The organism is Streptomyces pactum, from assembly GCF_016031615.1.
Lineage (GTDB): Bacteria > Actinomycetota > Actinomycetes > Streptomycetales > Streptomycetaceae > Streptomyces > Streptomyces pactus.
In genome coordinates this window covers 3,818,327-3,833,344 of the sequence record NZ_JACYXC010000001.1, presented here as the reverse complement: position 1 = coordinate 3,833,344, position 15,018 = coordinate 3,818,327, and the positions used below count along the sequence as shown (strand labels likewise).

Sequence of the window (15,018 nt, the reverse complement as noted above, 5' to 3'; positions counted from 1 at the left end):
CAGGTCCCGCACCTCCGCGTACGGCGCGCGGCCCCGCCGGGCGGCCCCGCTTCACCGGCGACCGCGCCCCGCCCGGGCCCGGACACAGCGGGACCCCGGCCGCGAACGGCCGGGGTCTCACGCCGGGTCACACACCCGGGACGCGGGCCGGGGACACACCCCGGGGAACGGCCGCCGGGCGCGGCGGCCGGCAGCCGGGAGCGGTTACGCCTCGGCGCCGCCGTCCTGCTTCGCCGCCGCCGGCGCCGACTGCTTGACCTGCGCGGGCTTGCGGACCGACAGGTGCAGCTCCTTCAGCCGGGCCTCCTCGACCTCGCTGGGGGCGCCCATCAGCAGGTCCTGCGCGTTGCCGTTGAGCGGGAAGGCGATGGTCTCGCGGATGTTCGGCTCGTCGGCCAGGAGCATCACGATGCGGTCCACGCCCGGGGCGATGCCGCCGTGCGGCGGGGCGCCGAACTTGAAGGCGCGGAGCATGCCGCCGAACTCGCGCTCCACGTCCTCCTTGCTGTACCCGGCGATCTCGAACGCCCGGTACATGACCTCCGGCTCGTGGTTCCGGATGGCGCCGGAGGACAGCTCCACACCGTTGCAGACGATGTCGTACTGCCAGGCGAGGATGTCCAGCGGGTCCTTGGTGTTCAGCGCGTCCAGCCCGCCCTGCGGCATGGAGAACGGGTTGTGGGAGAACTCGATCTGCCCGGTGTCCTCGTTCTTCTCGAACATCGGGAAGTCCACGATCCAGCAGAACCGGAAGACGTTCTCCTCGAAGTGGCCGGCGCGCTTGGCGGCCTCGACCCGCACCGCGCCCATGATCTTGGAGACCTCGTCGAACTCCCCGGCGCCGAAGAACACCGCGGTGCCCGGCTTCAGGCCCAGCGCCCCGGTGAGCGCGGCGACGTTCTCCTCGGTGAGGAACTTGGCGATCGGGCCGGTGAGCGAACCGTCCTCGCCGACGCGCACCCAGGCCAGGCCCTTGGCGCCCTGCTCGACGGCGTACTCACCCATCTGGTCGAAGAACTTCCGCGGCTGCTCGCCGGTGTCCGGCACGGCCAGGGCGCGGACGTGCTTGTCGGCGAACGCCTTGAAACCGGAGCCGGCGAAGACGTCCGAGACGTCCACCAGCTCCAGCTTGGCGCGCAGGTCCGGCTTGTCCGAGCCGTACCGGAGCATCGCCTCGCGGAACGGGATGCGCGGGAACGGGGAGGTGACGTGCCGGCCGCCGCCGAACTCCTCGAACAGGTCGGTCATCACCTTCTCGATGACCTGGAAGACGTCCTCCTGCTCGACGAAGCTCATCTCCATGTCGAGCTGGTAGAACTCGCCGGGCGAGCGGTCGGCGCGGGCGTCCTCGTCGCGGAAGCACGGCGCGATCTGGAAGTAGCGGTCGAAGCCCGCGATCATCAGCAGCTGCTTGAACTGCTGCGGGGCCTGCGGCAGCGCGTAGAACTTGCCGGCGTGCAGCCGTGAGGGCACCAGGAAGTCGCGGGCGCCCTCGGGCGAGGTGGCCGACAGGATCGGGGTGGCCAGCTCGTTGAAGCCCAGCGCGGTCATCCGCCGCCGGATGGAGGCGATGACGGCCGAGCGCAGCATGATGTTGCGGTGCATCCGCTCCCGGCGCAGGTCCAGGAAGCGGTACTCCAGACGGCGCTCCTCGTTCACGCCGTCCTCGGGGAAGACGGTGAAGGGGAGCGGGTCGGCGCCGCCGAGCACCTCCACGTCCGAGACCTCGACCTCGATCTCGCCGGTGGGCAGCTCCGGGTTGACGTTGTCCGCGCCACGGCTGATGACCCGGCCGTCGATCCGGACCACGGTCTCCTTGGTGAGGTGGCTCAGCGCCTCGTTCGCGGCGGTGCCGGGACGGGCCACCAGCTGCACCAGACCGTAGTGGTCGCGGAGGTCGACGAAGAGGATGCCGCCCAGGTCACGACGGTTGTGCAGCCAGCCGGAGAGCCGGACGTCGGTATCGACGTCGGCGGCACGGAGCTCGCCGCAGGTGTGGGACCGGTACCGATGCATCGTTCATCCAAGTCGTCGTCTGGTCGGACAGGGCGGTGGCCCATCGCCGTCCGGTCCGCCGGCGCCTGCTCCGGTCGCCAGCGCCTGCTCGGTCGGCAGGCCGTGCTCTGGTCCGCAGGGGCGGGGCCGCGGTGGACACCGTCGTGCATGAGGACACACTCAGGCCACCCGCAAGGGTACCGGCGACACCGGCTTCACTGGTAAGCCCAGGGAAAATCCTCCTAAAGTAGTGCAATGCACACCGAGGATGTTCTGGCCGCCCTCACGACCGGCATGTGGCGGTGGGACAGCGCCTCGGCCTCCGTCCACCTCGACTCCGAGGCCGCCCGGCTGCTCGGGCTGCCCGCCGAACCCGTCACCCTGACGGAGGCGGCGCTGCGCGCCCGTTTCCACCCGGTGGACTGGGTCGAGCTGATGTCGGCGGGGCAGCTGTCCGTCGACGAGAACCGGGTGGCGGAGGCCCGGGTCCGGGTGGTGGACGGGACCGGGACGGTGCTGCGGACCGTCCGCAACCGCAGCCGCCTGCTGGTGGTCGACGGCGGCCAGCGGCTGGTGGGCACCTTCCAGGAGGTGCTGGAGCCGCCGCCGGGCACCTCGGAGACCCGCGCGCCGGTCGGCGACCGGCGGCGCAGCCGGGAGGCGTTCCTGCTGGACGCCGGGCGGGCGCTGGCGGAGGCGTCCTCCACCAGCGAGGTGCTGCGGGTGGTCTCCGGGCTGTCGATGCCCGGCTTCGAACCCACCGGGATGGCGGTGCTCGGCGTCGAGGCCGGCCGGGTGACGATCATCGGGCACTACGGGCACCGGCCGGAGGACCGGGAGCCGTTCCTCACCCTCACGGTGGACGGCGACCACCCGCCGGGCGAGGTGGTCCGCACCGGCCAGGCGGTGTACCTGCCGTCGCCGGACGCGTACCGGCGACGGTTCCCGGCCGCCTGGCGGCTGACCGAGCGCTTCAACCGCCGGTCCTGGGCGTTCCTGCCGCTGGTCCGGGCGGGCGTGGTGACGGGCGTGTGGATGGCGGCGTTCGACCATCCGGTGGCGTTCACCCCGGACGACCGGTCGGTGCTCTCCACCATCGCCCGGATGCTCGCCCAGGCACTCTCCCGCGCCTCGGTGCACGAGAGCGAACGGGAGCTGTCCGCCGGGCTCCAGCGGTCCATGCTGCCGGCCGCGAAGCCCGACATACCCGGGCTGACGGTGGCCGCACGCTACGTGCCCACCGGCGGCGGACTCCAGGTGGGCGGCGACTGGTACGACGTGATCGACCTGCCCTCGGGCCGTACCGCGCTGGTGATCGGGGACGTACAGGGGCACGACGTCCGGGCGGCCGGGCTGATGGGCCAGCTGCGGATCGCGCTGCGCGCCTACGCCTCCGAGGGGCACCACCCGGACGCGGTGCTCTCCCGGGCCTCCCGGTTCCTGGCCGGGCTGGCGGAGAGCGGCCACGAACCCGAGCAGAGCTACGACCCGCGCTTCGCGACCTGCCTGTACGTGGAGGTGGACCCGGTGGGTGGGGTGCTCAACGTCGCCCGGGCCGGCCACAGCGACCCCGCGATCCGGCTGCCGGACGGCACGATGATCACCCGGCCCACCGCCGGTGGCCTGCCGCTGGGCATCGACCCGGACACCGACTACCCCATCACCCGCATCCACCTGGACATCGGCGAGACGCTGCTGATGTGCACCGACGGGCTGATCGAGACCGGCGGCCACGACCTGGAGACCGGCTGGGAGCGCATCCGGCGGGTCTGCGAGGCACACCCCTGGCGGGACGGCGCCGGCTGCCTGGAGACGCTCGCCGACGCGCTCCTCCAGGCGGTGCTCGGGCCCGCCTCGCACCACACCACCGGCCCGCTCCCGGACCGCCGCGAGGACGACATCGCGCTGCTGCTGATCAGCCGGGACGCCGAGGTGTGCGTGGTCGGCCCGGGCGGCTCCCCGTCGCGGCGCACCGCGATGGCCGTCGCCCAGACCGAGCCGGAACGCGTCGCCGAGTGCCGGCGCCAGCTGCGCGAACTGCTCCACGACTGGGACGACCCGGACCGGGTGGAGTCGGCGGTGCTGCTGCTGTGCGAACTGGTGACCAACGTCCTGGTGCACACCGAGAGCGACGCGCTGCTGCTCGCCGAGGTCAGCGGCCCGCCCGGCCGGCGGGTGCTGCGGCTGGACGTCGCCGACGGCAGCGACGAACTGCCGCACCGCCGCCACCCGGGCGAGCTGGCCGCCTCCGGCCGGGGACTGCTGCTGCTGGAGACGCTCGCGGACGCCTGGGGGGTCGATCCGCGCGGCAACGGCAAGGGCATCTGGTTCCAGCTGTACGAACGGCCCGCGCAACCGCCCGCCACCCCGGCGGGGCCCGCGCAGCCGCCGGCCTCCCCGGCGGGGCCCGGCACGGCCGGGGAGGCCGGCGGGGGTGTAGGTGGGCGGGGTGGGGACGTCGGCGCGGGCGCGGTGCAGGTCGGCGGGGTGCGGGTCGGCGACCGGGCGCGGGTGCGGGTCGGGGCGGGGGCGAGGTGCCGGCCGGCGGGGTGGGGGACGGCTCGCCGGGCGCGGGCGCGGTGCAGGTCGCCCGTGTGGGGGCTCGTCCGACCGGCGGGTTCGGCCGGGGTCGGCGCGGCCGGCGGGATGTGGGGGCCCGTCCGCCCGGCGGGGCTCCGTGCCCCTGGCACGGCCGGCGTGGCGTGGGCCGCCCGGCGGGGTGCGGCGCGGCGGAGCGCGCCCGCCTTCGGCGGTGTACGAGGGAGGCCGGCGGCCGGTGCCTGGAGACAGAGGGTGGCGGCCGGGGGTCCGGGACGTACGGGGTGGCAACCGTGCCGCGCAGGGGACGGCGGCGCACGGTGACGGCCGCACACGCGCGGGACTGCGGCGCACGGGGTGACGGCGGCCGCCGGTGCGCTACGTACCGGGGGGCGCCGGGTCCTGGGTCCGGGGGCCGGCCGGACCCGTCCCCTCGGCCGGCCCCGTGCCCCATGTCCCCCGGGTCCCCCGCCCGGGCCGTCCTGCCCGCCGCCGCCCTCCCCGGTGCCGGGTTCCGCGCCGGGCCCCGGCGCGCCGGGTCCGGGGGCTCCGGTTTCCGGGGCGCCGGCTTCCGGGGGCGTACGTCCGTACTCCTCGCGCAGTTCGAGGAACACGCCGGTGGCCGCCGCGGTCAGCGGGACCGCCAGCAGCATGCCCAGGATGCCCGCGACACCGGCGCCGGCCGAGATGGTGATCATGACCGTGGCGGGGTGCATCCGGACGGTGCGGCTCTGCACCACCGGCTGGAGCACGTGCCCCTCGATCATCTGCACCGCCACCACCACGCCCAGCGTCCACAGCGCGCGGGACAGCCCCCCGTCCGCCAGGGCCACCAGCACCGCGACCGCTCCCGACAGGAACGCCCCCAGGTACGGGATGTAGGCGCCCACGAACACCAGGGCCCCCAGGCCGGCCGCGCCCGGCACACCGAGGATCAGCAGCCCGATGGTGATCAGCACCGCGTCGATCAGCGCGATGATCGTGGTGCCGCGCATGAACCCCTCGGCGGCAGCGAACGCCCGGCGGCCCATCGCCTCCAGCCGGGGTCCGCTGCCGCCCGGCGCGAGCGCGTGCAGCGCGCCGGTCACCCGGTCGGCGTCCCGCAGGAAGAAGAAGGTGAGGAAGAGCGCCAGCACGGCGAGGCCCGTCATCTCGGCGACCACGCTCACCCCGGCGAGCACACCGGTGGTGGCGGTGCTCCCGAACCGGCTCAACAGCTCCTGTGCGTTGGAGGCGATGTCGTCGACCGAGGTGCCCGCGGTGCCGAAGTGGTCGGACAGCTTCCGCGCCGCGTCCTTCAGCGCGGCGAGGATCTCGTCACCCGTCTCGACCAGCGCGCTGACCACGATGTACCCCGCGCCGCCGACCACCGCGACCAGGGCCAGACAGGTCAGCCCGGCCGACACCGACCGCTGTACCCCCATCCGGACCAGGCGCCGGTGCAGCGGCCCCAGCAGCGCGGTGCCCAGCAGGGCCAGCAGCACCGGCGTGACCGCGGTCTTCAGCTGGGCGCAGAGCCAGATCCCGACCCCGGCGACCCCGGCGACCAGCAGCAGCACCACGCACCAGGCGGCCAGGCGGCGCACGGGGTCGGGCAGCAGCGGTTCACCGTGTGTCGTCCGGTTCGGCACCCCTCCAGCCGATCACGGCGCCCCGGCCCCCGCGCGCGGAGCCGAGCCGTCGGGGCGACGGCCGTTCGGGGCGACGATCTCCGTGGCGGGGGCCCGGCCGTTCGGGTCCTCGCCGCGTTCGACGGGACGCGGCGGCGTACGGCGGTGGTGCGGGGCCTGAAGACGATGGCGCGGCGGCGTGAAGACGGTGGTGCGGTGACCGACCGGGCCCGGTGTCGGCCGGCCGGGCAGGGTGACCGGCCGGGCAGGGCGACCGGCGGGGCAGGGCGGCCGGCCGGGCAGGATGACCGGCGGGGCAGGGTGACCGGCGCGGCGTACCGGGGGCACCCGCTCCCGGGTCCAGCCCCCGGGGGCGCCGCCGCAGGTGCGCGCCGGACCGCGCCGGGCGGCCTTCCGGTGACGGGCCGGGCCCGGCGGCACGGGCCCGCGGCGGGCAGCGCGACCGTCCGGGCCAACCTGGCGGGACGGTGACCGGCAGGGGCCCGGAACGGGCGTGCCCGGTGACGAAGCGTCGCTCTTCCCCAACTCCGCCCCCGGGCTTGTCGTAAGGGCTCCGGGCTGTTGGCCGCCCGTTCACCGCCGCCTGCCAGCATCATCGTGTGATGACCGCTGTGCCCCAGATTGTCGCCCACCGCGGCGCCTCCCACGATCACCCGGAACACACGCTCGCCGCCTATGAACAGGCCATCGCCGATGGCGCCGACGCGCTGGAGTGCGATGTCCGGCTGACGGCCGACGGCCGGCTGGTCTGCCTGCACGACCGGCGGGTGGAGCGGACGTCGGACGGCCGGGGCGCGGTGTCGGCGCTGACCCTCGCCCAGCTGGACGCGCTGGACTTCGGCTCCTGGAAGGGGGGCGGTGCCGGGCCCGCCCAGGTGCTCGCCTTCGACGAGCTGCTGGCCCTGGCCACCTCCGCCGGCCGTCCGGTGGAGCTGGCGGTGGAGACCAAGCATCCGACCCGCTGGGCGGGGCGGGTCGAACGGGAGCTGGTCCGTCAGCTGAGCCTGTTCGGGCTGCACCGTACCCGCCTCGGCGAGCGGCCCCGGGTGCGGCTGATGAGCTTCTCCCGGCTCGCCCTGCGCCGGATGGCGGCGCTCGCCCCGGATCTGCCGCGGGTGCTGCTGACCGAGCGCGCCCCGCTGCCGGGCCGGGCCGCCGCCCTGCCGCGCGGGGTGCGGATCGCCGGGCCGGGCATCGAGCTGGTCCGGTCCCGGCCGGAGATCGTCACCCGGCTGCTGGCGGCCGGCCACCAGGTGCACGTGTGGACGGTGGACGACCCCGAGGACGTGGAGCTGTGCGTCCGGCTCGGCGTCCACGCGCTGATCACCAACCGCCCGGCCCAGGTCCGCGCCCAGCTCGCCGCCGTCCGCTGACCCCACCGCCGCCCGCCGCCGCCCGCCGGCCCGGTCGGCCCGTCCCACCGTCACCGCCTGCCGTCGCTCCCCGCCGCCGCCCCACGGCCCGCCGGCCCGCCCGGCGTGCTCGGCCCGGCAACCGGTACGGCCCGCCGTCACCACCGACCGGTCCACCTCGTCCGCCCGTCCACCGCCTCGGCCCCTGTTCACCCGGTCCGCCCGCCCGTCCGCCTCGTCCGCCCGGCTTCTCCCCCGTCGGCTCCGGTTCACCCGCCAGGCGGACACGGCAGGACCGGCACGTACCGCGGGCCCCGTCCCGCCGGCCGGCGCGACCACCGGGCTTTCCCCGGCGCGCGGGGACGCGGCGGGCGTCACCCGGGCGGCGTACCGGACCCGTTCGGAGGCCGGTGCGCCACCCGGTGGTCACGGGCCGGCCACCGCCGTGTGGTTTCGGGGCCGCCGTACGGCGGAACGGCTGTGACCGTGGGGCCGACGCGCGACGGGCCGTCCTCGGTGATGGACGAGGCCGGCGGCTGGACGCCGGTGCACGGCCCCGGTACGAACGGGTGCGAGGCGGCGGGGGCCGTTCCTCGGCGGAGGGGGTGCGGTGCGCGAGGTCCAACCAGTCGGTCGTCAGTTCCGCCCGGCGAACCAGACGTTCCACCCGGCGGACCATCAGGCGGGCCCCGGGGAACGCCGGGCACACCCGACGGACCACCGGTCCCGGCCGATGGAACACCCGCCGCGTCCGGCGGAACGCCCGGGCCGGCCGGCGGAACACCGGTCGCGGGCTGCGGACGGTCCGGCCCGGGCGACCGGCGGGAAGAGCGCGGGTGCCGGCGGGGAGACCGGCAGGGCCTCCGACCGTGAGACCGGCGGGAAGGCCACGGGCGGGACCGGTGAGGCGGCTGACGGCCGGGCCGGTGAGGCGGCTGACGGCCGGGCCGGTGAGGCGGCTGACGGCCGGGCAGGCGCGGCGGCCATGGGCGGGACCGGCGGAAGAACCCCGGCCAGAGCCGGCGGAGCACCCACGGACAGGACCGGCGGAAAGACCCCGGCCAGGGCGGGTGAGGCGGACATGGGCGGGGCAGGTGGGGCGGCCGGCGAGGAGCGCCGGTCCGGCCGCCGTTCCGGCGCACCCTCGGTGACCGGCGTCCCGGCTCAGGCGCCCCGCCGCCCGGTCATCGCACGCGGCGACGCGTCCGGCAGCACGGGGGGCCGGCCCGGCCGGTCCGGTCGGGCCGGTCCGCCCGGGCCCGCCACCCGGATCGTCGGCGCCGGGGCCGGCCCGGGCACCCCCGGGAGCGCGTTCCCCACACCGGCCGGCGGCCCGGTGGCGGGCGGCGGCGTCGTGGCGGGGACGGCCGCCCCCGTCGGGCGGACGGAGTTGCTGGACGCCGCCCGGCGGCACCTCGGGGACGGCGGCAGCGTGCTGCTGTCCGGGCCGCCGGGCATCGGCAAGTCCACCCTGGTCCGGGCGCTGGCCGAGGAGGCCGCGCGGTCCGGCTGGACGGTCCTGGGCTGCGGCCCGGCCGAGGCCGAACGCGACCTGCCGTACCTCGCTCTGATCGACCTGCTGACCCCGGTGGGGGACGAACCGATCGACGCCCTGCCCGGTCCGCAGCGGGACGCCCTGCGCGCCGCGCTGCTGCGCGGGCCCCGGCAGCCGGAACAGGCCGACCAGCTGGCGGTCCGGCTCGGTGCCCTCTACCTGCTGCGCGCGCTCGCCGGCGCCGCGCACCCGGAACCGGTCCTGCTCGTCCTCGACGACGTGCAGTGGATCGACCCGGCCTCGGCCGAGGTGCTGGCGTTCGTCGCCCGCCGCGGGGCCACCCTGCCGCTGCGCGTCGTCGCCGCCGAACGGACCCTGGGCGACGCGGCCGTCGGCCACCGGCTGGCGCCCGGGCCGCTCCGCGAGTTCCCGGTGCCCCCGCTCCCCCGGAGCGCGTACGACGCGCTGCTGCGGGAGGAGGTCGGCACCGCGTTCCCCGCCCACGTGGTGGAGCGCATCCACGCCGCCAGCGCCGGCAACCCGTTCTTCGCCGGGGAGATCGGCCGCGCCCTGCTGCGGCTGGACGAACTCCCCGCCCCCGGACGGCCCCTGCCGGTACCCGGCCGGCTGCGGCACCTGATGCGGGAGCGGCTGGGCGGACTGTCGGCCGGCGCGCTGGACACCCTGCTGCTGGCGGCGGTGGCCGCGCGTCCCACCCGGGCGCTGCTGGCCGCGGCCCACCACGGCGACCTGGACTCCGACCTCGCCGAGGCCGCCACGGCCCGGGTCGCCACCATCGGCCCCGACGGGATACTGCGCTTCAGCCATCCGCTGCTGGCCGCCACCCTGCACGACGACGCCTCACCGGCCCGGCTGCGGCAGGCGCACGCCCGGCTCGCCGAGGCCGCCGCCGATCCGGTGCAGCGCGCCCGCCACCTGGCACACGCCGGGTACCGGCGGGACGAGTCCGTCGCCGCGACGCTGATCACCGCCGCCGCGGCGGCACTGGCCCGGGGCGCGCCGGAGAGCGCGGCCGAACTGGCGCTGCTGGCCGCCGACCGCACCCCGGCCACCGAGACGGAACTGGCCTGCGAGCGCCGGCTGGTGGCCGCCGCGGCGGCGATCACCGCGGGCCGCCGGGAACTGGCCGCCGAGGCCGCCCGGACGGTGCTCGCCACCTCCGCCTCGGTCCACCGGCGGGTACGGGCCCGGCTCGCCCTCTGGGACGCCGCGGGCCAGAGCGCGCCGCGCGCCGGTGAACTCCTGGAACAGGCGCTCGCCGAGGCGGGCCGGGACGGCGCCCTCCAGGCACCGGTCCGGGTCCGCGGGGCGCTGATGAGAATCGTCGAGGGCCGGCCCGCGCTCTGCGCGGAGGAGGCCGAGATCGCCGCCGGGCTGGCCCTGGCGGCCGGCGACCACACCACCGCGGTGCAGGCGCTGTCCGCCCGCGCCTACGCCGAGGTCCTGCTGGGCCGGGCGGAGGCCACCGGCACCCACCGCCGCGCCGCCCTCCTCCGCCGGGTCCCTGCTTCCCCGGCCGCGCCCGGCCTCCCGGGGGCCCCGGCCGGTCCCGGCGGTCCCGGCGGTCCCGGCGTCTCCGGGGGTCCCAACGACCCTGGCATCGCCGGTGGTGCCGATATCGCCGCTGGTCCTGGTGCTCGTGGTGTCCCGGCCGGTCCCGGCGGGCCTGGCATCTCGGGGGGACCCGGAGGGGCCGGCACCTCCGCTGGTCCTGGCGGTGGCCCCGGTACCGCCACTGGGCCTGATGCACCCGGTGTCCCGGCCGGCCCCGGCGGGCTTTGCGCTCCGGGTGCGTCGATCGGCCCCGACGGCCCTGGCATCTCCGGTGGTCCCGGTACCGCCACTGGGCCTGGTGCACCCGGTGTCCCGGCCGGTCCCGGCGGACTTGGCGCTCCCGGGGGGCCGGGCGCGCTGGGTGCCTCCGGTCGCCCTGAACTACCCGCTGTCCCCGGCACCACCGGCAGCCCGGAGGTCTCCGGTGTTTCCGTGGTTCCTGGGGCCTCTGACGTCCCCGCTGGTCCTGGTGCACCCGGTGGCCCGGGCGCCCCCGGTGGCCACGGTGCTCCCGACGGCTCCGGTGCCCCCGGCACCGTCCGGACCGGTCCGGCCTGCCCGGACGACCCCGCCGCCCCGTACCCCCCGTGCGTCATGGACGCCCCCCGCAACCCCGTACGCCCCGGAGGCACCGGCCTCCCCACGGGTCCGGCCGCCCTGGCCACCCCCGGTCAGCCCGATCGCCTCCGCCGGCCAGGTCGCCATCGCCCGGACCGGGACACCCGTCGGGACCGGCCCGACGGGCGGGAACCGCCGCACCCGCCCGGCCGGACCCGGCACCACCGCTCCGGCCCACGCCACCGCCGGGGCCACCGTCACAGCACCGACCGACGCGACCGCCGGCCCCGTACCCGGCGACCCACCCGGCACCCCCCGACACCGCCCACCCCGCAGCCACCCCCCGCCAACCCCGAGGTCACCACACCCCGCTTCCCCGCCACCTCCGCGCCCCCCCGACGACCGGCGAACCCACCGGAACACCCGGCACCGGCCCGCTCCTCCACCCTCCAGGCGCAACCCCCCTGCCCCCGGTGACGCCGCCGGACCGTACGACACCGTCCCGCCGTGCACCGGCCCCCGGGCCGCCGTGCCCTCGCCCGGCGCCGAGCCACCCGGCGCCGAGCCGCCGGTGGCCGCCCGGAGCCCACCCGGGGCCCGGGACCCTGGTCCGCACCACCGACCACCGCGCCGAACCCCCGGCCACGTGCCCCGCCGTACCCCCGGCCGCGCGTCCCGCCGCAGCCGACGCCGGGCACACCGCCGCAACCGCCGCCGGTCACGCCGCCGACGGCGCCCACCGGCTCCAGCTCCCCGCCTCGCCACCGCACCCGGTGGCGCTGCGCCGGGCCGCCCCCGACCCGCTGCACAACGGTCCCGAGCACCTCGGCGCCCTGCTGCACCTGTTGCGCGGCCGGGTGGCGGACGCCCGCACCGCACTCCGGTCGCTGATGACCACGGCGGAGCAACGCGGTTCCCTGGACGACCAGCACGGGCTGCTGGCCCTCCTGGTGATCGCCGAACTCCGCGCCGGACACTGCCGCGACGCGCTGGAGACGGCCCGGCGCGGGCTGCGCCTGACCGAGGACGCCGGGCTCGAACCCTCCACCGTCCTCTACCCCAACGCGCTCGCCGAGGCGGTCGCCGGTGATCTCCGCCAGGCGCCGGCGTTGGCCAGGCGCGGGGTGGAACTCTCCGAGGCCCAGGGCGACCGGCTCACCGAGCTGCGGTCACTGGCGGCCTGGGGTGCCGCCGCGCTGATCGCCGACGACCCGAGCGGCGCGCTGGAACCACTGCGCCGCGCCCAGCTGCTGGAGGAACGGATGGGGGTCCGCAACCCGGCGGTGTTCGCCTGGCACGGAGACCTCGCCGAGGCACTGCTCGCCGTCGGGGAGGACGCCGAGGCGCGGGAGCTGGTCCGGGCCACCCGGGCGCGGTACCGGCGGCTGGGGCTGCGCTGCCCGCCGATCGGACTGGAACGGGCCGCCGCGCTGTGCGCCCGGGGCACGCGGGGCGACCGTGCCGCGGCCGAACTCTCCGCGCTCGCCGAGCGCCAGGCGGCCGAGCCGCTTCCGGTCGAGTACGGCCGCACCCTGCTCGCCCTGGGCACGGTCGAACGCCGGCGGCGCCGGCGGGCGGCGGCCCGGACGGCGTTCCGCCGGGCCGCCACGGTGTTCGCCGGTGCCGGGGCGGACGGCTGGCTGGCCCGCGCGGACGCCGAACTGGTGCGGACCGGGGCCCCGCGGGAGACCGCCGGGCCGCCGGCCGCCGCCGCACTGACGGAGACCGAGCTGCTGGTCGCGCGGCTGGTGGCGGAGGAAGGCGTCACCAACCGCGAGGCGGCGGCCCGGCTCTACCTCAGCGTGAAGGCGGTGGAGGCCAATCTGACCAGCGTCTACCGGAAGTTGGGGGTCCGCTCGCGGCGGCAGCTCGCCGACGTCCTCCCCGAGTCCGACTGAGCGCATCGCACCACCCCCCTGCCGGGCCCGCGCCCCCGTCCGCCCCACGCGGCACCGAAATCCGCACGGGCGGGCCGATCGCCCGCGCGACGCCCCGCCACGCCCCGGCCGCCACCTCACCCGCCGCCTGACCCGGCGCCCCACCACGCCCGGCGCGATGTGCCGAACGACATCCACCGGGCGACATCCACCGCCGGCACCCACCATCCCCACACCCACCGCCCACGCCTCCGCCGGCCCCCACGCCGGCATCGGCACGAACACCGGCACGCACCGGCACCGGCCCCGGCACCCGGCGCCCGGCATCACAGAGGCCACCGGCCTCCGGCGCGTCAGGCAGCCGTGAGGCGGTGCAGATACGCGAGTCCGGGACGGCCGGCCACCCGCGTCTCGCCGACGACGGTGAACCCGGTGCGGGCCAGCACGGCCCGCGACGCCGCGTTGTCCAGGGTGGTGACGGCTCGCAGGACGGTCAGCCCGTACTCCTCGGCGGCCCGCTCGCACAGCTTCCGTACGGCCCAGGTGGCCAGCCCGCGGCCCGCGGCGCGCTCCGCGATCCGGTACCCGAGTTCGGCGCCGCCGTCCGCCACGTCCACCAGGTTGACCCGCCCCAGCACCTCGCCGCCGGCGCCGACCAGCACATGGAACCGGCACGATCCGGCCTCCTGCTCGGCGAGCAGGGCCCGGAGCCGCTCGTCGAACCGGGCGAAGTACTCCTCGCCCCGGTCGGGGACGGAAGCGGCGAAGTAGGCACGGTTCTCCCGCTCGAAGGCCAGCAGCGCGGGTGCGTGGTCCGGACGGAGCAGGTGGATCTCGGGCATGGGGTGGACTGTACGCAACCCGGTCCCTCCCGCACCGCCCCACTGCGCAGCGCGATCCCGACCGGACACGGGCCCTGACGACGCCCGCCCCGACCGTAAGGAAACGCCCGCCGCATACGTACGGAAACGCCCGCTCCGTACGTACGGGGCGGGCCGGGTCGTCCGGGGTGGCGGGCGGTTCCGACCGGCTCGGCCCAGGCGCGGGCCCGCCGGGCCGGCGAGGCCGGGGCAGGTGCGGCCCACCACTCCGACCCTGCGGCACGCAGCGTGACATGCATTCGTCAAGGACATTACGGGCGCGCACCGCACTCCGAGGGTCGGTGCAAGGGTCCTTCACCCCGACCCTTGAGTCACCCGCCGTGCGGCGCCCGGTGAGGGTCCGGGGGCCGGGCCGGGAAGGCGGCGTGAAACGCATGGCTCCTGGGTGTCCGCTCCCCGGTGCGGAGCGTCCGGCACTGTGTCGCGGCAGGGCCGGACGGACCGGTCCCGCCGCCCCGCGGCCGGCCCGCGACGCCCCCCGCGCACCCTCCGCCGCACCTCGGCCCTCACCCCCCGCCACCTGCGCGTACACCGGACGGCCGGGGGGCGCGGCCGCACCGCGGCAGGGCCCCGGACGCCGCCCGCCGCACCGCACCGGGCCGGCTCGCGGCCCCCCGCCCGGCCCCCCTGTCCGGCGCCGTCCCCGGCCGGCCGGCGCCGGCCTTTCCGCCGGGTCCGAAAACCGGTCGGCGGCCACCGTTCGGCGGACGGCCGGGCGGCACGCGGGCGAACACCGGGCGAACGCCGGACCCTTGCGCGGTGCAACGGGGTCGGTCATGGTTCCGCTGGCGGTCGGGAGTGTGCGATCACGGCAGCCACCGCACACCCCCGGATGCCGCCCATGACCATGGTCCGGCTCGACGACGTCCGTACCGACCGGGCCCCGACGGCCGGGTCCCGAGAGAACAGATCCCGAGACACCCGATCCCGCGTATCCGATCCCGACGGTCAGACCCCCACGTCCAGATCCCGACGATCAGATCCCGACGATCAGGTCCCGGGCTCCAGGTCCCTCCTGCCGGGTTCCCGGCACCGGTACCGCACGGCCCCGTGGCCCCACGATCCCGTGGCTCCGCGGTCCCGTGGCCCCGCGGTCCCGGGCCGGAGGCGACCCGC

The 15,018-nt window shown here is 77.1% G+C and carries 5 protein-coding genes and 2 pseudogenes; 4 read left to right on the top strand and 3 right to left on the bottom strand.

Annotation, left to right across the window (positions count from 1 at the left end; genetic code table 11):
• Positions 1 to 204: 204 nt before the first annotated feature.
• Positions 205 to 2,016, bottom strand: coding sequence for an aspartate--tRNA ligase (gene aspS, locus IHE55_RS15185; protein WP_197989520.1), 1,812 nt, complete (start codon positions 2,014 to 2,016; stop codon positions 205 to 207).
• Between the two features lie 234 nt (positions 2,017 to 2,250).
• On the opposite strand from aspS, the pseudogene IHE55_RS15180 reads away from it, so the two are divergent.
• Positions 2,251 to 4,398, top strand: a pseudogene (locus tag IHE55_RS15180) (ATP-binding SpoIIE family protein phosphatase); the annotation flags it as partial.
• Between the two features lie 638 nt (positions 4,399 to 5,036).
• Here IHE55_RS15180 and IHE55_RS15175 read toward each other — a convergent pair.
• Positions 5,037 to 6,164 (bottom strand): annotated as a pseudogene (locus IHE55_RS15175) (AI-2E family transporter); the annotation flags it as partial.
• Between the two features lie 602 nt (positions 6,165 to 6,766).
• Here IHE55_RS15175 and IHE55_RS15170 point away from each other — a divergent pair.
• From IHE55_RS15170 to IHE55_RS15160, 3 genes are all read left to right on the top strand, one after another.
• On the top strand, positions 6,767 to 7,537 hold the full coding sequence (locus IHE55_RS15170) for a glycerophosphodiester phosphodiesterase (RefSeq protein WP_197989518.1): 771 nt from the start codon (positions 6,767 to 6,769) through the stop codon (positions 7,535 to 7,537).
• 1,369 nt (positions 7,538 to 8,906) lie between these two features.
• Entirely contained in the window at positions 8,907 to 11,621 is a 2,715-nt protein-coding gene (locus IHE55_RS15165) for an AAA family ATPase (protein ID WP_197989517.1), read from the top strand.
• 296 nt (positions 11,622 to 11,917) lie between these two features.
• On the top strand, positions 11,918 to 13,042 hold the full coding sequence (locus tag IHE55_RS15160; protein ID WP_197989516.1) for a helix-turn-helix transcriptional regulator: 1,125 nt from the start codon (positions 11,918 to 11,920) through the stop codon (positions 13,040 to 13,042).
• 332 nt (positions 13,043 to 13,374) lie between these two features.
• Here the strand turns inward: IHE55_RS15160 and IHE55_RS15155 are convergent, their stop codons facing one another.
• Positions 13,375 to 13,863 (bottom strand): GNAT family N-acetyltransferase, encoded by a 489-nt coding sequence (locus IHE55_RS15155; RefSeq protein WP_197989515.1) that lies wholly within the window; start codon positions 13,861 to 13,863, stop codon positions 13,375 to 13,377.
• Between the last annotated feature and the right edge of the window lie 1,155 nt (positions 13,864 to 15,018).

Bases quoted from the DNA above. Each gene is read 5' to 3' on its own strand.
- aspS (WP_197989520.1), bottom strand. From the start codon at position 2,016: ATGCATCGGTACCGGTCCCACACCTGCGGCGAGCTCCGTGCCGCCGAC.
- IHE55_RS15170 (WP_197989518.1), top strand. From the start codon at position 6,767: ATGACCGCTGTGCCCCAGATTGTCGCCCACCGCGGCGCCTCCCACGAT.
- IHE55_RS15155 (WP_197989515.1), bottom strand. From the start codon at position 13,863: ATGCCCGAGATCCACCTGCTCCGTCCGGACCACGCACCCGCGCTGCTG.